General features: G+C 75.4%; 19 protein-coding genes. 9 read left to right on the top strand and 10 right to left on the bottom strand.

Features of this window, described 5'->3' with window-relative positions:
- Positions 1-198 precede the first annotated feature (198 nt).
- Positions 199-1710, top strand: coding sequence for a glutamate synthase subunit beta (locus ACGFXC_RS04150; RefSeq protein WP_393709233.1), 1512 nt, complete (start codon positions 199-201; stop codon positions 1708-1710).
- Positions 1711-1733: 23 nt separating this feature from the next.
- On the opposite strand, the gene ACGFXC_RS04145 is transcribed toward ACGFXC_RS04150, so the two are convergent.
- Entirely contained in the window at positions 1734-2291 is a 558-nt protein-coding gene (locus ACGFXC_RS04145; RefSeq protein ID WP_393709231.1) for a hypothetical protein, read from the bottom strand.
- Between the two features lie 70 nt (positions 2292-2361).
- The gene (locus ACGFXC_RS04140; protein WP_393709229.1) at positions 2362-4083 is read right to left on the bottom strand and encodes a phosphodiester glycosidase family protein; all 1722 of its coding nucleotides are present in this window, start codon (positions 4081-4083) and stop codon (positions 2362-2364) included.
- Between the two features lie 226 nt (positions 4084-4309).
- Between ACGFXC_RS04140 and ACGFXC_RS04135 the strand changes: the two genes are divergently transcribed.
- On the top strand, positions 4310-4705 hold the full coding sequence (locus tag ACGFXC_RS04135; protein ID WP_393709227.1) for a two-component system response regulator: 396 nt from the start codon (positions 4310-4312) through the stop codon (positions 4703-4705).
- Between the two features lie 27 nt (positions 4706-4732).
- Complete coding sequence (locus ACGFXC_RS04130; protein ID WP_393709225.1) at positions 4733-5638, top strand: alpha/beta hydrolase; 906 nt, start codon at positions 4733-4735, stop codon at positions 5636-5638.
- Between the two features lie 11 nt (positions 5639-5649).
- On the opposite strand, the gene ACGFXC_RS04125 is transcribed toward ACGFXC_RS04130, so the two are convergent.
- From ACGFXC_RS04125 to ACGFXC_RS04115, 3 genes are all read right to left on the bottom strand, one after another.
- Complete coding sequence (locus ACGFXC_RS04125) at positions 5650-6048, bottom strand: DUF4440 domain-containing protein (protein ID WP_393709224.1); 399 nt, start codon at positions 6046-6048, stop codon at positions 5650-5652.
- Positions 6049-6101: 53 nt separating this feature from the next.
- Positions 6102-7214, bottom strand: coding sequence for a cation diffusion facilitator family transporter (locus ACGFXC_RS04120; protein WP_393709222.1), 1113 nt, complete (start codon positions 7212-7214; stop codon positions 6102-6104).
- Between the two features lie 97 nt (positions 7215-7311).
- Positions 7312-8685, bottom strand: coding sequence for an MFS transporter (locus ACGFXC_RS04115; protein WP_393709609.1), 1374 nt, complete (start codon positions 8683-8685; stop codon positions 7312-7314).
- 188 nt (positions 8686-8873) lie between these two features.
- Here ACGFXC_RS04115 and ACGFXC_RS04110 point away from each other — a divergent pair, with 188 nt between their 5' ends.
- The 6 genes from ACGFXC_RS04110 to ACGFXC_RS04085 all read left to right on the top strand — a co-directional run bounded on the left by ACGFXC_RS04110 (position 8874) and on the right by ACGFXC_RS04085 (position 14627).
- Positions 8874-9752 carry a helix-turn-helix domain-containing protein gene (locus tag ACGFXC_RS04110; protein ID WP_393709220.1) on the top strand — a complete coding sequence of 293 codons (879 nt, stop codon included), beginning with the start codon at positions 8874-8876 and terminating at the stop codon, positions 9750-9752.
- A gap of 103 nt (positions 9753-9855) precedes the next feature.
- Complete coding sequence (locus ACGFXC_RS04105) at positions 9856-10926, top strand: methyltransferase (protein ID WP_393709218.1); 1071 nt, start codon at positions 9856-9858, stop codon at positions 10924-10926.
- Positions 10927-10953: 27 nt separating this feature from the next.
- Positions 10954-11517 (top strand): YbaK/EbsC family protein, encoded by a 564-nt coding sequence (locus ACGFXC_RS04100; RefSeq protein ID WP_393709216.1) that lies wholly within the window; start codon positions 10954-10956, stop codon positions 11515-11517.
- A gap of 118 nt (positions 11518-11635) precedes the next feature.
- Complete coding sequence (locus tag ACGFXC_RS04095) at positions 11636-12370, top strand: hypothetical protein (RefSeq protein WP_393709214.1); 735 nt, start codon at positions 11636-11638, stop codon at positions 12368-12370.
- A gap of 41 nt (positions 12371-12411) precedes the next feature.
- Positions 12412-12954, top strand: coding sequence for an FABP family protein (locus ACGFXC_RS04090; protein ID WP_393709608.1), 543 nt, complete (start codon positions 12412-12414; stop codon positions 12952-12954).
- Between the two features lie 128 nt (positions 12955-13082).
- Positions 13083-14627, top strand: coding sequence for an alpha/beta hydrolase (locus tag ACGFXC_RS04085; protein ID WP_393709213.1), 1545 nt, complete (start codon positions 13083-13085; stop codon positions 14625-14627).
- A gap of 14 nt (positions 14628-14641) precedes the next feature.
- On the opposite strand, the gene ACGFXC_RS04080 is transcribed toward ACGFXC_RS04085, so the two are convergent.
- The 5 genes from ACGFXC_RS04080 to ACGFXC_RS04060 all read right to left on the bottom strand — a co-directional run bounded on the left by ACGFXC_RS04080 (position 14642) and on the right by ACGFXC_RS04060 (position 20064).
- Complete coding sequence (locus ACGFXC_RS04080; protein WP_393709211.1) at positions 14642-15403, bottom strand: SDR family NAD(P)-dependent oxidoreductase; 762 nt, start codon at positions 15401-15403, stop codon at positions 14642-14644.
- Positions 15404-15518: 115 nt separating this feature from the next.
- On the bottom strand, positions 15519-16103 hold the full coding sequence (locus ACGFXC_RS04075; RefSeq protein ID WP_393709210.1) for a TetR/AcrR family transcriptional regulator: 585 nt from the start codon (positions 16101-16103) through the stop codon (positions 15519-15521).
- A 73-nt stretch (positions 16104-16176) separates the two neighbouring features.
- The gene (locus ACGFXC_RS04070; protein ID WP_393709208.1) at positions 16177-16839 is read right to left on the bottom strand and encodes a DUF2278 family protein; all 663 of its coding nucleotides are present in this window, start codon (positions 16837-16839) and stop codon (positions 16177-16179) included.
- Between the two features lie 54 nt (positions 16840-16893).
- A complete protein-coding gene (locus tag ACGFXC_RS04065) occupies positions 16894-18435 on the bottom strand; it encodes an alpha/beta hydrolase (RefSeq protein ID WP_393709206.1) in 1542 nt (513 codons plus the stop codon).
- Positions 18436-18591: 156 nt separating this feature from the next.
- The gene (locus ACGFXC_RS04060; RefSeq protein ID WP_393709204.1) at positions 18592-20064 is read right to left on the bottom strand and encodes a multicopper oxidase family protein; all 1473 of its coding nucleotides are present in this window, start codon (positions 20062-20064) and stop codon (positions 18592-18594) included.
- Positions 20065-20193: the final 129 nt, after the last annotated feature.

Below are 20193 nucleotides of genomic sequence, written 5' to 3'. Positions count from 1 at the left end.
CCCTCCCCGGGCGGCGGTGCGGACCGCACCCCCGCCCGGGGCGCACCCCGCCCTCCGTAGGCCCCGGGGTGTTCGTCGAGGTCAGCTCGCCGCGCGACCTCACCCGGACGGCGTAATCTGGTCGAAAGGTCGCATACGGCGGGCACCGCGCGCCGGGGCGCACCCCGACCCGCTCGCCCGTCGGCCAGGAGGCGGCGCGTGACCGATCCGTTCGGCTTCCTCAGGATCCCCCGCAAGCCCGTCGCGGCCCGGCCGGTCGCCGAGCGGCTCGGCGACTGGCACGAGGTGTACGCGGGGCAGGCGCTGCTGCCCCTCGTGTCGCAACAGGCCGACCGCTGCATGGACTGCGGCATCCCGTTCTGCCATACGGGGTGTCCGCTCGGGAACCTCATCCCCGAGTGGAACGCGTACGCCGCCCACGGCGACTGGAGCGCCGCGTACGAGCGGCTGCACGCCACCAACAACTTTCCCGACTTCACCGGCAGGCTCTGCCCGGCGCCCTGCGAGGACGCCTGTGTGCTGACGATCAACGACGATCCGGTGACCATCAAGAACGTCGAGCAGACGATCGCGGACGTGGGGCTGCGGCGCGGGTACATGCGGCCCCGCCCGCCGGAGCGGCGGGGCCGCAAGTCGGTGGCCGTGATCGGCTCGGGCCCGGCCGGCCTGGCCGCCGCGCAGCAGCTGACCCGGGCCGGACACACCGTCGTCGTCCACGAGAGGGCCGATCGGATCGGCGGCCTGCTGCGCTACGGCATCCCCGAGTTCAAGATGGCGAAGGCGCACCTCGACCGCCGGATCCGGCAGATGCGGGCCGAGGGCACCACCTTCGTGACCGGAACGGACGTCGGCGGGGCGGAGCGGGCGGACGAGCTGCGCGGCCGGTACGACGCCGTGGTCGTCGCGGTGGGCGCCGGGGAGCGCCGGGAGCTGCCGGTCCCGGGGCGCACCCTCTCCGGCATCCATCAGGCCATGGAGTACCTGACCTGCGCGAACCGCGTGTGCGAGGGCGACTACCCGTTGTCCCCGGTCTCCGCCGAAGGCAGTCACGTGGTGATCGTCGGCGGCGGCGACACCGGGTCGGACTGTCTCGGCACGGCGCTGCGGCAGGGCGCGCTGTCGGTGGTCCAGCTCGACATCAATCCGGAACCGGGGCCCGGCCGGTGTGACGGCGAGCCCTGGCCGGTGTACCCGAAGGTGTACCGGATCTCCCACGCCCACGAGGAGGCCCGTGGACGGGCGGGCGCCGACCCGCGGCTGTTCTCCTGCGCCACCCTGCACTTCGAAGGGGATCCGGCCGGACGCGTCCGGGCGCTGCGGCTGACCGCCGTCGAGCCCGTGGACCGCCGGCCCGTGCCGGGCGGCGAACGGGTGATCCCGGCCGGGCTGGTCCTGCTGGCCCTCGGGTTCTCCGGTCCCGAGCGGGCGGGCGGGCTGTGCGGGCAACTGGGACTCGAACGCGACGGCGGGGGCGGCTACGCCCGTGACGCGGGCTTCGCGGCGGCCGGCGGGCGGGCCCCCGGGGTGTTCGTGGCCGGGGACGCGGGGCGGGGCCAGTCGCTGGTGGTGTGGGCCATCGCCGAGGGCCGCTCGGCGGCCTCCGCGGTGGACCGCTACCTCACCGGCTCCACCACCCTCCCCGCCCCGGTCGCCGCCCACGACCGGCCGATGTCGGCGCTGGGCCGCATGCGGTACGGGGACGACCTCTAGGGGTGGGCCCGGGGGCCGGGAACTCACCCCGGGCCGGGGGATCCCGCGGGCGCCGGGGGCGTCGCGCGCCGGCCGTCGCAGACGAGGCTGATCACGACCGGCGCCGCGGGGGCCCCGGCCGACGGGCGGGTGTCGATGCGCGTCGTCGCCGTCCAGTTGCCCTTTCCGACGCTGAGGTACTCCTCCCCGGGGCCGGTGGCGGGCTGCCAGCCGTAGGCGGAGCGGGCCCGGTCGAAGGCGGCCCGCACGGCGGCCTCCGCCGCCACCGGCGGGTGCTCGGCGCCCAGGGCCTCGTGGCACTCGGCCCCGCTCGGGTCCACCGGCATCCGCCGCACGGCCACGCCCTCCGCGGCCAGCGCCGCCGTCAGGTCCGCCACCACCGCGTCCGCGGGCAGCACCGGACCCGTGTACCGCGGGGGCAACGGGCCCAGGTCCCGCAGCGGGGAGGCGCAGCCCGAGGCCAGCGCGCCCACCGCGGCCACCGCCAGGGCCCATGTCGCCGGGCCGCGCCGGCGCCCCGGCCGCCCCCGTCGCGGGTGGCGGCGTCGCCCCGAACCGACCGTGCTCTGCGTACTGTTCACAGCCGGTCAGTCTCGCACCGGCCGCCCTCCCCCGGCCCACCGGGGCTCACCGGCTCACCGGCTCACCGGCTCACTCCGCGGGGGCGCCGCCGCGGCCGGCGATGATCGCGATGCCGTTCGGAACGCGGCGCTCCTCCCCCTGCTGGAGGTGGTTGCGCACGGAGACCTTCCCGCTGCCCGGGTCGCGGGTGGCGAGGGTGGAGGAGGCGCCCCCGTCCATGTACAGGCCCTCGGTGCAGCCGAGCGAGCGCAGGACGCCCGCGAGCTCGCGCACCGTCAGCCCGGTGGAGGTGCCCTCCCGGCCGTCGGTGGCCAGCAGGAAGAGGCTGTCCCCGGCGTCGGCGATGCCCACCGCCGTACGGGGCTCCGCGGTGCGCCCGTCGAGGCCGGACAGCACCCGGCCGCCGCGGAGCACGGCGTGCGCGCCGAGGGCGAACCGGAACGGGGTCTGCCGGCCGGCGTCGAGGCCGTAGTCGACGCGCACCCGCGTGCCCGGCGCCAGTGCGCGCAGCAGGCGGGCGCCGGCGTCCCGGCCGAGCAGGACCTGGGTGTCGGCGGCGATCGTGCCGCTGCCGGGGGTCGCCGTGCCGGAGACGACTTCGCCCCGGCGGACGGTGACCTCGTAGACCTCATCGGCACAGGGCCCGGCCCGGTGGCCGTCGGTCCCGCACACCGCCCGCGCGCGGGACGCGGAGCCCCATCCCGTGGTGAACAGTCCGACGGAACCGACCGGCAGGGCGTACTGGTTGTACCCGCCGAGGCGGAACCCGCCGGTCCTGGTTTCGACGCGGCCCGACAGCCTGAGCCGGCCGGTGCGGGCCTTGCCGTCCGTGCCGACGCCGACCACGTCCTGGGCGCTGTCGCCCGGGAGCGGCTTCCAGCCGAACCGCTGGCCCTCGGGGACGGCGGCCTTCAGGGCGCGGCCGTGCATCACCTGGGGGCCGGAGGCGGATCCGGTGGCGGCGACGCCGGGGTGCTGGCTCTCCAGCATGTGGAAGAAGTCCCCGTTGACGGCGGCCACGGCCCCCTGGCGGCGGGCCATCTGGGACACCGGGGCCCGGTCGGTGACCGAGCCGGGGTAGAGCAGGTCGGCCCGTACGCCGGGCCCGCTGAGGTCGGCTTCGACGAGGTGGACGCGGGCACTGCCGTGCGCGGTCGGGACGGAGAAGGCCCGGTAGGTCACCCCCGGCGCCGGCTGCGCCGGGAGCACCCAGCCCGGCCGGGCCTCGACGGGCACCATCCGCGTCGCGCGGTCCCCGGACCGCAGGACCCGGGCGGGCCGTGCCCCGGGGGGCAGCAGCTCCAGCGGCCCGGCTTCCGGTACCCGCGCCCCCAGCAGCGGCACCTCCGTGGTGAGCCCCTCCCCCGGGCGGCCGTCCGCCGCACCGGCGTCCGCCCCGGGGGCACCGGCCCGCGCTCCGACGGCGGCCGGCGGGACCGCGGCCCGGTCCGGGTCTTCCTCGTACCGGTACTCGTGCCCGTCCTCGGACCCGTCCTCGGACCCGCCCTCGCCCCGCTCCGGAGCGGGGCCGTCCGGCGGGGCGTCCCCGGGGCGGGCGTCCGAGGAGGAGGAGGAGGAGGAGGAGTCGGGGGCGGCCGTCGCGCCCAGGGGCGCCGGGGCGAGGGGTTCCGGTGGACGGTGCTCCCCCGCGTGGGCCGCCTGCCGGTGGGTCTCCGCCGGGCGGTTGTCCGTCGGGGGGAAGTCCGTCGGGCGGCCGGGGCCGGGAGCGGCTGCGGCGACGCCCGCCACGACCAGGGCGGCGACGGCCGCGAGGCGGGGGAACCTCTTCATCGCGTCATCGTGGGTGATGATCCGTCAATAGGCCCGCAGACCCGCCGGATCCGGCCCCGGATCCCACCGATGTCAGGGCGGTTCGGCGAGCACCCCCTCCCCCGCGACGGCCACGCCGCCGGCCCCTGCCGGAGCGGGCGGGGGGCCCGGGAGCGGGGCGGGAGTAGGGGAGGATGGGCACCTGCGCCGTCAGGAAGGCGGCGCGCGTCGGAGCAAGAGGCACATCATGAGCAGTGACACCCCCGTCAGGGTCCTCCTGATCGTCAAGGACCGCCGGCTGTGGGGGCTGCTCGAGCGGCTGCTCGTCGCCGGGGGTTACGCGGTGGTCGACGGTGGCAGCGGCCGGGACACGCTGGGCCTGCTGGAGCGGGAGGGACCGGTCGCCCTGCTGGTGTGCGAGCGCACCGGGCCGGGGCTGGACGAGGTGGCCCTGTTCGAGGAGGTCCGCAGGGACCCGGGCCACGGGTCCCTGCCGATCCTGGCGCTGCCCCCGGCCGACCCCGAGTGCACCGTGCAGGCGCTGAAGGCGGGGGTGGACGAGGTCCTCGCGAAGCCCTTCCATCCGGCCGAGTTCCTCGACCGGGTGCACCGCCTCGCCCGCGGGGGCGCCGCGGCCGGGTGACGGCCGGAGCCGCTCTATCGTGGGCGCATGAGCGAACAGAAGGCGTTCGGGGTGGGCCCGTCGGGGATCGAGGTGGCCTACGAGCGCTTCGGGGATCCGCGCGACCCGGCCGTCCTGCTGATCATGGGCATCGCCCTGCAGATGCTGGGCTGGCCGGAGGGCTTCTGCGCCGAACTGGCCGCGCGCGGGGTCCAGGTCATCCGGTTCGACAACCGCGACGTCGGCCTGTCCTCGCACTTTCCGGACGCGCCCGTGCCGGACGTGCGGGCCGCGCTGGCCGGGGACCTGTCATCGGTGTCGTACACCCTCTCCGACATGGCCGCCGACAGCGTCGGCCTGCTCGACGCGCTGGGTATCGACGGCGCCCATCTGGTCGGACTGTCCATGGGCGGGGCCATCGCCCAGACGGTCGCGCTCGAACACCCCGGCCGGGTGCGGTCGCTGACGTCCTTGATGTCCTCGACGGGCGACCCGCGCGTCGGGCAGGCCAAACCCGAGGCGCTGGGCGCACTGGCCGGGCCGGTCGCGACGCAGCGCGAGGAGGTGGTCGAGCGGATGGTGCGGACCGTACGGGTCCTCGGGTCCCCGGGCTTCCCCTTCGACGAGGCCGCCGTCCGTGACCGGGCCCGGCGGTCCTTCGACCGGGCCCACGATCCGCTCGGCGTCGCCCGCCAGGCGGTGGCCTCCGTCGCCTCCGGGGACCGGACGGCGCGGCTGGCCTCGCTGGCCGTGCCCACGCTGGTGATCCACGGCCGCGACGACGTGATGTGCGACGTCAGCGGCGGCCGGGCCACCGCCGGGGCCGTTCCCGGCGCCGAGTTCGTGACCTTCGACGGAATGGGGCACGACCTGCCGCGTGCGCTCTGGCCGGAGATCGCCTCGCTGATCACCGGCCTGGTCCGGCGGGCGGAGGAGGCCTTGGCAGTCCGCTGACGCGCGCTCCGTCAGGGCCGGTCGAACCAGGAGAAGGCGGCGATGCGCCAGCCGTCCGGGGTCCGGACGAACTGGAGGGCCTTGGTCCCGCCGCCCTCGAAGGGCGTACCGTCCAGGACGCCGGACTTGCGGTACTCGCCGAAGCGTGACGCGACGTCACCCTCGATGTCGGTCCGCTCGGCGGTCTCCCATTCCGTGAACTCCACGAGCCGGCCGTCGTTCAGCAGCCGCTCGCGCGGCTCGATGAACTCCTCCAGGGTGTAGGCCGTGAACTCCGGTCCGGTCTTGACGATCACGCCGCCGGGCAGGACCAGCCGGCGCAGCCGCGCCACGTCGGCGGCCTTGCCGCCCCGGTTGTCGAAGGCGGCGAAGAACTCCGCGGTCAGCGCGTCTATCTCGGTTTTGGACATGGGCGCGACGGTAACACCGCGGCGCCCGCGGTCCTCCCCGGTGCGTACGGGCCTCAGCCGCCGGCGTGGTGGCCGAGGGCGGCGTGCGGGTCCCGGCCGCCCGGGTGGGCGTGGTCGGTGTGGACGGTCGCCGCCGTGAGCCGGGGCAGCGCGTGGATCAGGGCGTGCTCCGCGGCGACCGCCACGTCGTGGGCCTCGACGACGCTCAGCCGGTGCCCGACGACGATGTCGGCCTCGGCCCGCAGGGTGTGGCCGAGCCACCGCATCCGCAGCTGCCCCACGTCCAGCACCCCCTCCACCCGGCGCAGCGCCCCCTCGGCGGTGTCGACGAGTGCCGGGTCGACGCAGTCCATCAGCCGTCGGCCGACCTGGCGGGCGGCGTCGCCCAGCACCACCAGGATGGCGAGGGTGATCAGCAGTCCGACGGCCGGGTCGGCGGCCCGCCAGCCGAGTGCGGAGCCGCCGGCACCGAGCAGCACCGCGAGGGAGGTGAAGCCGTCGGTGCGGGCGTGCAGTCCGTCGGCGACCAGCGCGGCGGAGCCGATCCTGCGGCCGGTGCGGATGCGGTGGCGGGCCACCCATTCGTTCCCGGCGAAGCCGGCCAGCGCGGCGGCGGCGACCGCCCACAGGTGGGTGACCTCGCGGGGGTGCAGGAGCCGGTCGACGGCCGCCCAGGCGGCGAAGGCCGCGGACGCGGCGATGGTGAGGACGATGAGCACGCCCGCCAGGTCCTCGGCCCGGCCGTAGCCGTAGGTGAAGCGGCGGTTCGCCGCCCGCCGGCCGAGGACGAAGGCGATGCCCAGGGGAACGGCGGTCAGCGCGTCGGCGGCGTTGTGCACGGTGTCGCCGAGGAGCGCCACCGAACCGGACAGGGCCACGATGACGGCCTGGACGGCGGTGGTGGCCCCGAGGACGGCGAGGGAGATCCACAGCGTGCGCATGCCCTCGCGGGAGGCCTCCATCGCCGTGTCGACCTTGTCGGCGGCTTCGTGGCCGTGCGGCCTGAGCAGGTGGCCGATCCGGTGCCACGGCGGCGCGCCGCGCCCGTCGCCGTGGCCGTGCGCCTCGCCGTGCGCGTGGCCCTGGCCGTGGGCGTCGCCGTGCGCGTGGCCGTGGGCGTGGGCGTCGTCGTGGTGGTGCGTGTGGGTGCTCCGGTTGCCCTCCATGGGCTCACGGTGGCACAGGGAACCCATTTCGGCTACAGCCGTCGTACACCCGGTGACCAGGTGCGATGCCCTCGCAGTTGCACCCTCCGAGCGAGGGTCAGCGCACGACGCGCGGCAGGCGCAGGCTGAGCAGGACCGTCAGCACGATCATGCCGAGCTGGACCAGCAGCGTCACGCCGAGGGCCGTCCGCATCCCCGCCGACGGGACCAGCGCGAGGAAGAGGCTGCCCAGGGTCGCGACGCCCAGCGCGAGCGCCGACTGCTGGGTGGTGACCATGACGCCGCCGCCCACCCCGGCCCGGTCGGCCGGGACGTCCGAGAGCATCAGCCGCATCAGCACGGGCAGCTGGAGGCCCTGGCCGAGGCCCGCGACCGCGACGCCCGGGGCCAGTGCGGCGAGGCCGAGGTCCGGCCAGCCGCTCCGGACGGTCAGCAGGAGCAGCAGGATGCCCACGCCCTGGACCAGCCCGCCCGCGGTGACGACCCGGCTGCCGAAGCGGCCGACCAGGCGCGGCCCGGCGAGGGAGGCCGCGAAGAAGGCGAGGGCCATCGGCACCAGGGCCAGACCGGCGGTCACCGGCCCCATCCGCAGGCCCTGCTGGAGCGCCACCGCCACCACGAACATGAAGCCGCTGAAGCCGATGGAGAAGGGCACCAGCATCACCAGCCCGCGCCGCAGCGACTCCAGGCGCAGCAGGCTCGGCGGGACGAGCGGGGTGCGGCCCGTGCGGTCCCCGCGGCGTTCGGTCAGGTAGAAGGCGGCGGCGGCGAAGGGGAACACGGCCAGGGACACCCAGGTCCACAGCGGCCAGCCGGTCGCCCGGCCCTCGGTCAGCGGCAGCAGCAGGGACACCAGGGACAGCCCGAGCAGCAGCGTGCCCGGTACGTCGACCGAGGCGGGGCGCTCCGAGCGGGTCTCGGGCAGCACCCGGGCGGCGAGCACCAGTCCGAGGATCACGACGGGCACGTTCACCAGGAACACCGAGCGCCAGCCGGAGCCCGCGACGTCGGCGGCGACCAGCACGCCGCCGAGGATCTGGCCCGCGACCATGGACAGCCCGGCGGTGGCTCCGTAGAGGCTCATCGCCCGGGCGCGGCGCGGGCCCTGCGTGGTGGCCTGGATGGTGGCGAGCACCTGGGGCAGCATCAGCGCCGCGGCCGCCCCCTGCGCCACCCGCGCCCCGACCAGGGTCCAGGCGGTGGGGGCCAGTCCGCAGGCGAGGGAGGTCAGGCCGAAGGCGGCCATGCCGGTCATGAAGAGCCTGCGCCGTCCGGCCGTGTCGCCGAGACGGCCGCCGAGGACGAGGAGCACCGCGTAGGCGACTCCGTAGCCGCCGACGACCAGTTCCAGCACGGCCGGGCCGGCCGCGAGGTCGCTGTCGATGGCGGGGAGCGCCACGTTGACGATGAAGAAGTCGATCAGCGGCAGGGCCGCGCCCAGGAGCACGGTGAACAGTCCCAGCGGGCGCAGTGCGGCTGCCGCCCCGGCGCCCGGCGTGGCCGGCTCCGCGCGGTGGGGGGAGGAGGAGGGGTGGGTGCGTACGGTCGTTTCGCTCACACCGGGAACGATGCTCCACCGCTCAGCGGGGTACCAGAGTGTCTTTATCCTGGTAGTGGATGTACCTGGCACCCGGATGCGGAGTACGGCACCCTGGTGCCATGAGCACTGTGGCACCCGAGAGCGACGTCCGCCGGCACGAGCTGGCCGAGTTCCTGCGCAGCCGCCGCGAGCGGATCACCCCGGAGCAGGTCGGTCTGGTGCGCGGACGGCGCCGGCGCACCCCGGGACTGCGGCGCGAGGAGGTCGCGCAGCTCTCGGCGGTCGGCGTCACCTGGTACACCTGGCTGGAACAGGCCCGCGAGATCCGGGTGTCCCCGCAGGTGCTGGACGCCCTGGCGCGCGCCCTGCTGCTGGACGCCAGTGAGCGGGCGCACCTGTTCGCGCTGGCCGCCAGCACCGATCCGGCCCAGCACACGGCCTGCCCGACGCTGACCCCGGCGCTGCGGGCGATGCTCGACCAGCTGGATCCGATCCCGTCCTGCGTCCAGAACAGCCGCTACGACATCCTCGCCCACAACGTCACGTACGGGCGGCTGCTGTGCGATCTGGACCGGCTGCCGCCCGAGGACCGCAACTGCCTGTGGCTGGCCTTCACCGACCCGCAGTGGCGGGCGGCCGTCGTCAACCTGCCCGACTCGAACCGGACGATGGCGGCCAAGTTCCGGGCCGCGATGGCCGAGCACCTGGCCGAGCCCGCGTGGAAGGCGCTGCTGGCGCGGCTGGAGGCGGCGTCGGAGGAGTTCCGGGAGGTGTGGGCGCGGCACGAGGTGGTCGGGCAGGGCGGGAAGGCGAAGTACATCCTCAACCCGCTGGTGGGGCTGCTGTACGTGGAGCACACCAACCTCTGGCTGGAGCCCGCCTCGGGGGCGCGGCTGGTGAGCTACGTGCCGCTCGACGAGGAGACGCGCGAACGCCTCGTACGGCTGGGGGAACTGGCCGCCCGCGGGGCCGGGGCCGACGCGGTCCCCGTGCCCTGAAGTCGACTTGACGGGGTGGCGTCGCGGTGAAAGCGCTCCGGCGGGCCCGGCGGCGGGGCGACCATGGCGGAGCGGCACCCCCTGACACGACAGGAGCGCGACTGTGGCCAGCCCCGGCGAGCACACCGACCGCACCGACCGCACCGACCGCACCGAGCACCCCTGCGCCCGCTCCCGCCGCGCCGCGCCGTCCGTGCTGCACGAGCTGATGTACGGGCACTTCCACGCCGCCGCGCTCCGGGCCGTGGCCGTCCACCGGATCGCCGACCACCTCGCCGACGGGGCGCGCACCCCCGAGGAGCTCGCCGCCCGGACCGGTACCGACGCCCGCGCCCTGCGGCGCGTGCTGCGGCTGCTCGCGGTCCGCGGGCTGTTCCACGAGGACGAGCGGGGCGCCTTCGTCCTGGCGGAGGCCGGGCGGCCGCTGCGCACCGACGCCGCCGGCTCGCAGCACGCCGCGGCGGTGATGGTCACCGATCCGATGCTGTGGCGGGCGGCCGCCGAGCTGCCGGGGACGCTGCGCTCGGGACGGCCGTCCTTCGAGCTGGCCCACGGGGTGCCGTTCTTCGAGCACCTGCTCGCCTCCCCCGCCGACCGGGCGGTCTTCGACGCCGGGATGGCCTCGCTCTCCGGACGCGACGACGAACTGGTCGCGGGCAGCCTCGCGTTCCCCGAGGGCGCCCGCGTGATCGACGTGGCGGGCGGCCGGGGCGGGCTGCTGCGGGCCGTGCTCGACCGGGGGCCGACGCTGCGCGGGGTGCTCTTCGACCGGCCGGCGACGGTCGCCGGCCACGTGCTGGACGGCCCCGGGCGTGCGGGCCGCTGGCGCACGGAGGGCGGGGACTTCTTCACGGCGGTCCCGTCCGGCGGTGACTTCTACCTGCTCAAGCACGTCCTGCACGACTGGCCCGACGAGGACGCGCTGCGGATCCTGGGCTCCGTGCGCCGGGCGGCGGCGCCCGGGGCCCGGCTGCTGGTCGTGGACCTGGTCCTGCCGGGGGGCGGGGTGCCGCATCCGGGCGTGGAGATGGACATCGTCATGCTGACGGTGGCGGCGGGCCGTGAGCGCACCGCGGCCGAGTTCGAGGGGCTGCTCGACCGGGCGGGGTTCCGGCTGCACCGGATCCTGCCGACACCCGCGCCGGCGTCGGTCATCGAGGCCGTCGCCGTGTGAGCGCGCGCCCGCTGTTACCGTGCGGGCATGCGCTCTCCCCTCGGCTCCTTCGATCTCGCCCGCCCCGCCCCCGACTGCCTCGCCGAGCTGGTGCCGCCGGTCGCCGAGGCGGTCCGCGCCCGGGCGGGAGGCCTCCCGGTGGAGCGGATCGTGTACGTCGACACGGATCCGGCGGTGGCCGACACGGCCGCCTTCGTCGAGCACTACGGGCGCGAGCTGCTCGAACGGTCGGCGAACTGCGTGGTGGTGGCCGCCCGGCGCGGCGGCGAGAGCACCCTGGCGGCCTGCCTGGTGCCCTCGGCGGGCCGGGTCGACGTCAACGGAGTGGTCCGCCGGCACCTGGGGGCCCGGAAGGTGTCGTTCGCCCCGATGGACACGGCCGTGGAACTGACCGGCATGGAATACGGCGGCATCACCCCGCTGGGCCTGCCGGGCGACTGGCCGCTGCTGGTGGACGCGGCGGTCGTGGAGATGCCGTACGTCCTGGTGGGCAGCGGCGGCCGGCGCGGCAAGCTGATCCTGCCGGGGGAGCTCTTCGCCGCCCTCCCCGGCGCCGTGGTGATCGAGGGCCTCGCCCGCCCGGTGGACTGATCGCGTACACCGGCCATCCGGGTCGCTCCCGCCCCGGGCGCCGCGTCCCGCTCCTAGGATGATCCCCGCCGCCGCCAAGGGGCGCGGCGGCGGGGTTGCACACCAGGGGAGTTGCGGCATGAGGCGGTTGACGGCGCTGGTCACGGTCGGGGTCCTGGCGGCGGGTTCGGCGGGGGCGGGCACCGCTTCGGCCGCCGACGCGGGGTGCCCGACGGCGGAGGTCTTCGCCACGAACAACACGGCGGTCATCACGGACCCGGCCGACCCCCGGCTCAGGACCCGCCTGTCGGGCTTCGACCGCGAGGTCCGCGGCATCATCCGGGCCCAGGGCGCCCGGCCCGGTGACTCGACGCTGCTGGACGGGGTGTTCTGGTCCGGCGAGCGGCAGCAGGCCACGTACGAGCGGTCACGGCGCTTCGGCCTCGACCGGGTGGGCCCCGCCGGGCTGCACCACATCGCCGAAGTCATCGGCAAGCGGTACGACCAGGAGGCGGTGCTGACCTTCCGCTGCCTGCCGCGCACCTCCCCGGACGTCGACGCGGTGGAGATCCAGGCCCCCGGTGTCAGCCCCGGCCGGCTGCGCGACGCCCTGCTCGCCGACCCCGAGGCGCGCGAGCACCTGGGCGGCGGCTCGGTCGCCCTCGACGGCCGCCTCGTCCTCATCGCCCCGCTCGCCGACCTCCCCCTGGCCCGCACGCTCACGCAGTCCCTCGGCGTGGACTGGAGCCGCGCCGAAGTGCACTACGGCGACGAGGAGTTCGTGGGGCGGGCCGCGTCTTCCGCCTCCGGCCCCCGGCCCGCCGGGGTGCGACGGGGTGCGGCCGGGACGGGCGCCGGAAACGGCACCCCCTAGGCTGCGTGCCGCCAGGCACTTCACACACAGGCAAGGTGAGCATGTTCGATCCGGTCCAGGACAATCCGTACCCCGACACCCACGCCCTCGGCGAGGGCCCCGAGCCGCACCCGCAGCTCGGGCCCGTCCTCGGGCTGATCGGCCGGTGGCACGGGCGCGGGCGGGGCGAGTACCCGACGCTGGAGCAGGACTTCCGCTACGAGCAGGAGGTCACCTTCAGCCACGACGGGCGTCCCTTCCTGCGCTACGAGGCGCGCGCCTGGCTGATCGACGGCTCCGGGACGCCGGTGCGGCCCGCGGGGCGGGAGGCCGGATGGTGGCGGGTGGCCCCCGACGCCTCCCTGGAGGTGGTGCTCGCGCACCCGACCGGCATCGTGGAGACGTACACGGGGCGGGCCGCCGGGGTGGAGTTCGAGATCGGGACCGACCGGGTGGCGCTGACCCCGAAGGCCAAGGAGGTCACCGGCACGCGGCGGCACTACACCCTCGACGGCGACCGGCTGACGGTCGTGCACGACATGGCGGCGGTGGGGCAGCCCCTCCAGCACCACCTGACGGCGCACCTGGTCCGCCGCTCCTCCTGACCGGCGCGGGCGCCCGGGGGGTGGCACCAGCACCACCCCCGGAACGGGTGCCCGGGAGATCGTCCCGGGCGGCCCGGCCGGGGAGGGTGGGGAGTGACCGAACCACTCCTACGGGGGGACACCTTCCCATGCACCTCTTCAGGAAGCCGGCGCGGTGGGCCGCGGCCGCGGCCTGCGGGCTCCTGGCCCTGGCCGCCCTGCCCGCCGCTCCCGCGGCCGCCTCGGCGGCCGCCGGCGCGCCGCCCGTACCCGCCCGGTACGCGCAGCAGCGCCTCGACTGGCAGCCCTGCCCGTCCGGTCCGCTCGAATGCGCCCGGATGACGGTGCCGCGCGACTGGTACCACCCCGGCGCCGGTCCCGACCTCACCGTCGCCGTCTCCCGGCACCGGGCCGCGGGGCCCGGTGCCCGGCGCGGCGTCCTGATGGTGGCGGCCGGGGGCCCCGGCGCCTCGGGGCTGGGCCGGCCCGCGGGGCTGGCCTCGTACGCGCCGGAGCTGGCGGCCGCGTACGACATCGTCGGCTTCGACCAGCGCGGGGTCGGGGCCAGCACGAACGTGGTCTGCTCGGACCAGGAGGCGGTCGACGCCATGTTCGCGGGCGGCGACCTGCGCGACCGGTCGCCGGGCGCGGTCGCCTCGACGCTGGAGCGGACCCGGGGGTTCGTGGCCGACTGCGGCCGTGCCTCGGGCGGCCTGCTGCCCTTCATCACCACCGACCAGGCCGTCCACGACATGGACCTGTACCGGGCGTTGCTCGGCGCGCGGCAGCTCTCCTACTACGGGCCGTCGTACGCGAGCTTCCTCGGGGCCTACTACGCCACGGAGTTCCCGCGCCGCGTGGACCGGATGGTCCTCGACAGCAACGTCGACTTCGCCGGGGGGTGGGAGTCCTTCATGACGGGGCAGCCGCTGAGCTTCCAGCGGCGCTTCGACGAGGACTTCCTGCCCTGGCTGGCGAAGAACGACTCCGTCTACCACCTGGGCGCCACCCCCGAGGAGGGGCGGGCGGCTTACGAGCGGGTGCGCGCGGCGCTGCGCGAACGCCCGCTGGACCTGGAGGGGACGCGGGTCACCGCGGACCGCCTCGACGCCGCCGTGACGGGCCTGCTCTACGACGGCGACCGCTTCCCCGACCTCGCGGCGGTGCTCGGCGTGCTGGAGCACCCCGAGGCCGCCTCCCCGGCCGCCCGGCAGGCCCTCGCCGCGAAGCTGGCGCACCCCATGGCGGCGGCGTTCGCGGCGGACTTCTTCGCCGTCGTCTGCCAGGACACCCCGTGGAGCCGTGACCTGGGCGGGTGGGTGGCTCGGAGCGCGGCCGACTCCGCCGCCCGCCCCCTGGCCGGGGCCCGGGAGCTGGCCTACGCGGCGGTCTGCGCGCAGTGGCCCCGGTCCGGGGCGCCCCGGGTCGAGGTGACGGGCCGCGGACTGCCGCCGGTCCTGATGCTCAACTCCACGCACGACCCGGCGACCCACTACGAGGGCGCCCTGCGCGCGCACCGGGCGCTGGCCGGTTCGCGCCTGGTCACCGTCCGGGGCGGGGACCACGGCGCCTACCAGTCGGGCAACGCCTGTGTGGACGGGTACGTGGTGGGGTTCCTGGCGGGCGGCCGGCTGCCCGCCGCCGACGCGCGGTGCGAGGGGAACCCGCTGCCGGATCCGGCCGCCCGGGGCTGAACCCCGGTGCGGGGTCAGGCCGATGAGCCGCTGTCGATGACGAGGTCGGCCCCGACGACCGAACCGGCGGCGGGCGAGGCGAGGTAGAGCACGGCGGCGGCGACCTCGGCGGCCTCCGCGATCCGGCCGAGCGGGTTCTGCGTCCTGACCCGCTCGGCCCGCCCGCCCTCGGTCTCGCCCGGCAGCAGCGACATGGGCCCGGCGGAGGCGCCCGGACTGACGGCGTTGATGCGCACACCGTCCGCGATGTGGTCCAGGGCGGCGGCGCGGGTGAGGGCCGAGACGGCCGCCTTCGAGGTGATGTAGGCGGCGGCGCCCGGGATGCGCTGGTGGGCACCGAGGTTGGAGGAGACGTTGACGATGGTGCCGCCGCCGTGGGCCCGCATGTGGGCGATCTGGTGGCTCATCGCCAGCCAGACGCCGGTGACGTTGGTGCGCAGCACGGCGTCCCAGTCCTCCGGGGCGATGTCGGCGGCGGGTCCGGTGCCGCGCAGGATCCCGGCGTTGTTGACGGCGACGTCGAGGGTGCCGAAGCGGTCGGTGGTCTTGGCGACGAGCTCGCGCAGGCTGTCGGAGTCGGTGACGTCGGCCGTGACGGCGGCTGCCGTGCCGCCCGCCGCCTCGATGAGGGCGACGGTCTCCTCCAGTCGGGCGGCGGTGCGTCCGGCGACGACGACGCGGGCGCCCTCGGCGGCGAAGGCGAGGGCGATGGCGCGGCCGAGGCCGGTGCCCGCGCCGGTGACGAGGGCGGTCCTGCCGGTGAAGCGGTCCTGCATGTCGGTGACTCCTTCGTGGGGGGCGCCTTGGGCACCCGCCCTCATATTTGAACGTTCGGTCCAGTATCGAGTCCGGAAAAAGGGAGCCCGAAGGCTCCCCCCGTACGGACGGGGTTCAGTCCAGCAGGGCCAGGGCCTGCTCGGCCGCGTCGCGCACCCGGGCGGGGTCGTCCGAGGCCTTGCCGACGACCCGCACCCCTTGCAGCACCACGAGCAGCAGCCGGGCCAGGGCGCGGGGATCGCGCCCCGCGGGCAGTTCGCCCTGCGCCCGGGCCCGTACGAGGGCGGCGTGGAGCAGGGTTTCGAGCCGGTCCCAGCTGGTCTCGACGCGGCGCGCCGCGGCCGGGTCGCGGGAGGCGAGTTCGGCCGCGGTATTGGTGACGAAGCAGCCGTCGCGCCGGTCGGCCGGGGAGGCCGCCTCGGCCGCGAAGCGCCGCACCAGCGCCCGTACGCCGGGCAGGGCGGGACCCGGCCGGGACAGGTCGTCGAGCAGCAGGGGGTCGCCGGACTCGGCGTACCGGTCCAGGGCCCGCAGGTACAACTCGTGCTTGCTGCCGAAGGTCGCGTAGATGCTGGCGCGGCCGATGCCGAGGTGTTCGACGAGGTCGGCGATCGACGTCGCTTCGTAGCCGCGCCGCCAGAACAGTTCGAGGGCTGACTGGAGCACGGCGTCCGGATCGAATTCCTTGGTCCTGGCCATGCACAAGATCATAAGACCGTCTGGAACGATCGGTCAAGAATTTTCCGGGGCCGGAACGGGACGGGCCGTCGGCTCAGAGGGGATGGCCGTCCGGGCCGGTCCGGCCGGCCTGGCTGGAGAACTTGTTCAGGAACACGTCGTAGCGGCCGTCGGGGCGCCGGGTGAAGGTGGCCCCGTCCTGCCAGGTGCCGTTGTCGGCCCACCACCGGCTGCCGTACGGATCGCCCTGGTTCTGGTGGATGTTGTGCATGCCCGGGCCGCCGTGGTCGAAGGGCTGGCCGAGGACGAGGACCGGCCGGCCCGGGACCAGGATCGGTTCGAGGGCCGCGGCGGCGTCGAGGTTGGAGCCGCTGATCCAGGGCCGGGGCGGGTCCAGCCGGTCCAGGAGGGACCGGAGCCACGCGGGCGGACGGCGCGGGAAGAGGCGGCCGCGCCCCTCCCTGAGGGCCGGGTGGCGCAGGCAGTCGACGGCGCCCGAGCCGCAGGAGGCCGACAGCCCGTGGTACCCGGGGGCCAGCGCGGGCAGCGGGTCGAGCACCGAGGCGGCCAGGACGAAGGCCTTCCACCGGACGCCGGTGGCGGACTCCTTGCCGTCCACGTCGACGGCGCAGCGGTAGCGGCCGGCGGGGGCGTCGACCTCCAGGTTGACGTGGAACCACCGCCCCTGGGTGTCGGGCTGATCGCGGAAGTGGCGGTGCAGGGTTCCCGAGAGCACCCCGTAGGTGTCGAGCGGCATGCCCACCAGTCAACCACCGCCGCCCCGGCCGCGCCCGGTACGCGCGGCCCGGGATCAGTTGGCGCAGGTGGTGTCGCGGGCGGGGCGCTTGCCGGTGGTGAGGAAGGTGGTGACGGTGCGGTCGCCGCAGGCGTTGCCGTTGCCGAGGTAGAGGCCGTGACCGCCCTGCTCGACGGTGACCAGGACGGCCCGCGCGCCCAGCGCCTCGCGCATCTTCAGCCCCTTGGACAGGGGCGTGGACGGGTCGCGGCGGCTCTGGATCATCAGGATGTCGGACGGGCCCTGCGCCGTGATCCGGGTCGGCTTCTGCTCGGGGGCGGACTTCCAGAAGGCGCAGGGCAGCACGTTCACCGGCATCCCGGCGGTGAGGGGGTGGCGCGCCCGGTCCTCGTCGACGGCGCGCTGGCCCGCGGCGGCGCCGTCGCGCGGCCAGGCCACGTCGTTGCACAGCACCCCGACGAGCTGGGCGGCGTCCTCGTCGCGCATCGGCCGGGCCAGCTCCGGCGGCAGGACGGGGGTGGCCGCCGGGTCGTCGAGGGAGAGGAGGAGCCGTGCGAGGGCGGGGAACGCGGAGTCGCTGTAGAGGGCGTTCTGGAGGGTCTGGCGCAGGCCGTTGCCGGTCAGGGGCACGCCGGGGGTGGTGGACGGCCTCGGTGCGCGGTCCAGGGAGGCGGCCAGGGCCAGCAGGCGGGGTTCCACGTCCGCGGCGTCGTGTGCCAGGCGCAGGCCGTCCTTGTCGCGGTCGGGGTGGGAGGCCCAGGCGGCGAAGTCGGGGAAGCGGTCCTCGGCACCCTGTGCCATGTTGGCGAGCCAGCCCCGCGCGACGCGGGCCGGGTCGGGGTCGCCGCTGCTGTCGAGGACCCAGCGGTCGGTGCGCTCCGGGTACTTCTGCGCGTACACGGCGCCGACGTAGGTCCCGTAGGAGACCCCCCAGGCGGAGAGCTTGTCCTCACCGAGGGCCTCGCGCAGCCGGTCCATGTCGCGGACCTGGTTGGCGGTGGTGAAACTGCGCAGCACGGGGCCGCCGTTGGCAGCGCAGGCCTCGGCGATGCGCTGGGCGCGGGCCACGTTCTCGGTGATGTCGCCGTCGGCGGCCGGCCAGGCGCGCAGGCTGGTGAGGTAGCGGTCGCCGGGGGCGAGGCCGCACGAGGCGGTGGTGCTGCCCCCGACGCCGCGCGGATCGAAGGTGACGAGGTCGTAGGCGCCGCCCAGTTGGCCGCGCAGCGCCTCGCCCTTCTGCGTCAGGCGCTGGACGCCCGAGCCGCCCGGGCCGCCGGGGATCACGACGAGCGCGCCCCGGCGGGCCCGGGGGCGGTCGCTGCGGACGCGGGAGACGGCGACCTTGATCTGGGGGCCGGAGGGGTCCGCGTAGTCGAGGGGGACGGGCAGGTCGGCGCACTCCTGGGTGGCCGGGCCGCCCGGCGCGGCGCAGGGATGCCAGACGAGCCGGGGGACGGGGGCACCCGCTCCGGCCGCCACGTCCGCTCCGGCCGAGGTGGTGGCGGTGGCCGCCGCCGGGAGCGTGACGCTCAGGGTGGTGGCGGCGGTGGCGGCGCAGAGGGCGAGGAGCAGGGCCTTGTTCCTGGAAGTCGTCATGGGACAAGCCTCGTTGCCTGCGGCCCTGGGCCCCATCCGGCAGCCCGGTCGCCCCGGGGTGGGGATAACCCCCCTGGTCCGTGGGGCCCGGTCGGCAACGGCTGCGCCCCGGCGGACCGAGGGTCCACCGGGGCGCCGCGCGGGCGGGAGGGCGCGTCAGGAGATGCGCATGTTCGCCATCATGCCCATGGCGCCGTGGTCGAACAGGTGGCAGTGGTAGACGTAGGTGCCGCGGTATCCCGTGAAGGTGGCCTGGAGCTTGACGGTCTCGCCCGGCTTCAGCGGGACGGTGTCCTTGAGGCCGGTCTCCGAACCGGCCGTGACCGGCTGGCCGTTGCGCTCCAGCACTCGGAACTGCACCAGGTGCATGTGGAAATTGTGCGGGGCGAACTTGTTGCTGTTCTTCACGGTCCAGATCTCCGTGGCACCGTAGGCGATCTCGGTGTCGATCCGGTCCATGTCGTAGGTCTTGCCGTTGATGTACGCCTGGCTGCCCGGGCTGCCGGTCTCGTCCATCCGCATGTCGAAGTCGCGGGTGACGGTGGCGGCGGGGAGCGGCGGCAGGGTGCGCAGGGTGGCGGGGACGACGCTGTTGTCGTACGCGGAGCGGGTGATCCGGAACTGGATGACCTTGCCGACCGTGTCGGCCGATTCGAAGGGCGCGACGTCCTTGTTGACCAGTTCGATGGTGCTGCCGACGGGGTAGCGGGAGAAGTCGATGACGACGTCCGCGCGCTCGCCCGGGCTGATGGCGACCGTGTTCGTACGGTGCGGGGCGGGCAGCAGACCGCCGTCGGTGCCGATCTGCACGATCTCCGAGTCGTCGGCGAGGCGCAGGTCGAAGAACCGCTGGTTGGCGGTGTTGGTGAAGCGGAAGCGGTACTTGCGGGCCGACACCTCGAAGTAGGGCCAGGGCTTGCCGTTGGCGAGGATCGCGTTGCGGTTGTGGAAGTCGCCCATCTCGTAGATGAGTTCGCCGGTGGTGGCGAAGCGGGCGTCGCGCAGCGAGATCGGGATGTCGTAGCTGCCGGAGGGCAGGCGCAGCCGGCGCTCGATGTCGTCGGTGAGGAGGTAGGTGCCCGTCATGCCGCGGAAGACGTTCTCCGACTCCATGTGGTGCGCGTGGTCGTGGAACCACAGGTTCGCGTGCGGCTGGGTGTTGGGGTAGGTGTACGTCTTGCTGCCGCCGCCCGGCGCGATCACGTCCATCGGGGAGCCGTCGCTGTCCTGCGGGACGTGCGCGCCGTGCAGGTGGATCGAGGTGGGCACGGAGAGGGAGTTGGTCTGCCGGACGACGACGCGGCGGCCCGACTCGGCCTTGATGACGGGGCCCGGGAAGGATCCGTTGAACGTGCGCACACGGGTGGTCAGGCCGGGCACGATCTCCCTGGAGACTTCCTTCAGGTCCATGCGGTAGTAGCTGGTGGTGTTGGTGGTGAGGTAGGGCTGGAGGACGGGCGCGAGCGGCATCCGCTGGGTGAACTTGGCTATGCCGGTGACGTCGAGCTCGGCCGCGGCGGCGCGGGGCTCGGTCGCGGTGGCGGTGACGGCGGGCAGCAGCATGCCGCCCGTGCCGACGATGCTGGTGGCGGCCACGCCTGCCCTGAGTGCGGTCCGTCGAGTGATCACTGTTCCCCCGTGGGTGGGTCTCCCGGCGCCTCACGTGCCGGAGGGCTGGACGCGTGGGTACGCGGATGTGGACCCCGGAAGTCTTTTCGAACCCGCTGGTGGCGCACTCGTGCCGTCGTGGTGCCCCGG

The sequence above is a fragment of the Streptomyces sp. NPDC048507 genome (assembly GCF_043199995.1).
GTDB lineage: Bacteria > Actinomycetota > Actinomycetes > Streptomycetales > Streptomycetaceae > Streptomyces.
The sequence above is the reverse complement of the archived record's forward strand: the minus strand, read 5'-3'. Positions and strand labels throughout refer to the sequence as shown.

Coding starts and splice junctions, on each gene's coding strand:
- ACGFXC_RS04095 (WP_393709214.1), top strand. CDS start 11,636: ATGAGGCGGTTGACGGCGCTGGTCACGGTCGGGGTCCTGGCGGCGGGT.
- ACGFXC_RS04135 (WP_393709227.1), top strand. CDS start 4,310: ATGAGCAGTGACACCCCCGTCAGGGTCCTCCTGATCGTCAAGGACCGC.
- ACGFXC_RS04110 (WP_393709220.1), top strand. CDS start 8,874: ATGAGCACTGTGGCACCCGAGAGCGACGTCCGCCGGCACGAGCTGGCC.
- ACGFXC_RS04120 (WP_393709222.1), bottom strand. CDS start 7,214: ATGGAGGGCAACCGGAGCACCCACACGCACCACCACGACGACGCCCAC.
- ACGFXC_RS04130 (WP_393709225.1), top strand. CDS start 4,733: ATGAGCGAACAGAAGGCGTTCGGGGTGGGCCCGTCGGGGATCGAGGTG.
- ACGFXC_RS04140 (WP_393709229.1), bottom strand. CDS start 4,083: ATGAAGAGGTTCCCCCGCCTCGCGGCCGTCGCCGCCCTGGTCGTGGCG.
- ACGFXC_RS04085 (WP_393709213.1), top strand. CDS start 13,083: ATGCACCTCTTCAGGAAGCCGGCGCGGTGGGCCGCGGCCGCGGCCTGC.
- ACGFXC_RS04100 (WP_393709216.1), top strand. CDS start 10,954: ATGCGCTCTCCCCTCGGCTCCTTCGATCTCGCCCGCCCCGCCCCCGAC.
- ACGFXC_RS04080 (WP_393709211.1), bottom strand. CDS start 15,403: ATGCAGGACCGCTTCACCGGCAGGACCGCCCTCGTCACCGGCGCGGGC.
- ACGFXC_RS04070 (WP_393709208.1), bottom strand. CDS start 16,839: ATGCCGCTCGACACCTACGGGGTGCTCTCGGGAACCCTGCACCGCCAC.
- ACGFXC_RS04075 (WP_393709210.1), bottom strand. CDS start 16,103: ATGGCCAGGACCAAGGAATTCGATCCGGACGCCGTGCTCCAGTCAGCC.
- ACGFXC_RS04090 (WP_393709608.1), top strand. CDS start 12,412: ATGTTCGATCCGGTCCAGGACAATCCGTACCCCGACACCCACGCCCTC.
- ACGFXC_RS04065 (WP_393709206.1), bottom strand. CDS start 18,435: ATGACGACTTCCAGGAACAAGGCCCTGCTCCTCGCCCTCTGCGCCGCC.
- ACGFXC_RS04125 (WP_393709224.1), bottom strand. CDS start 6,048: ATGTCCAAAACCGAGATAGACGCGCTGACCGCGGAGTTCTTCGCCGCC.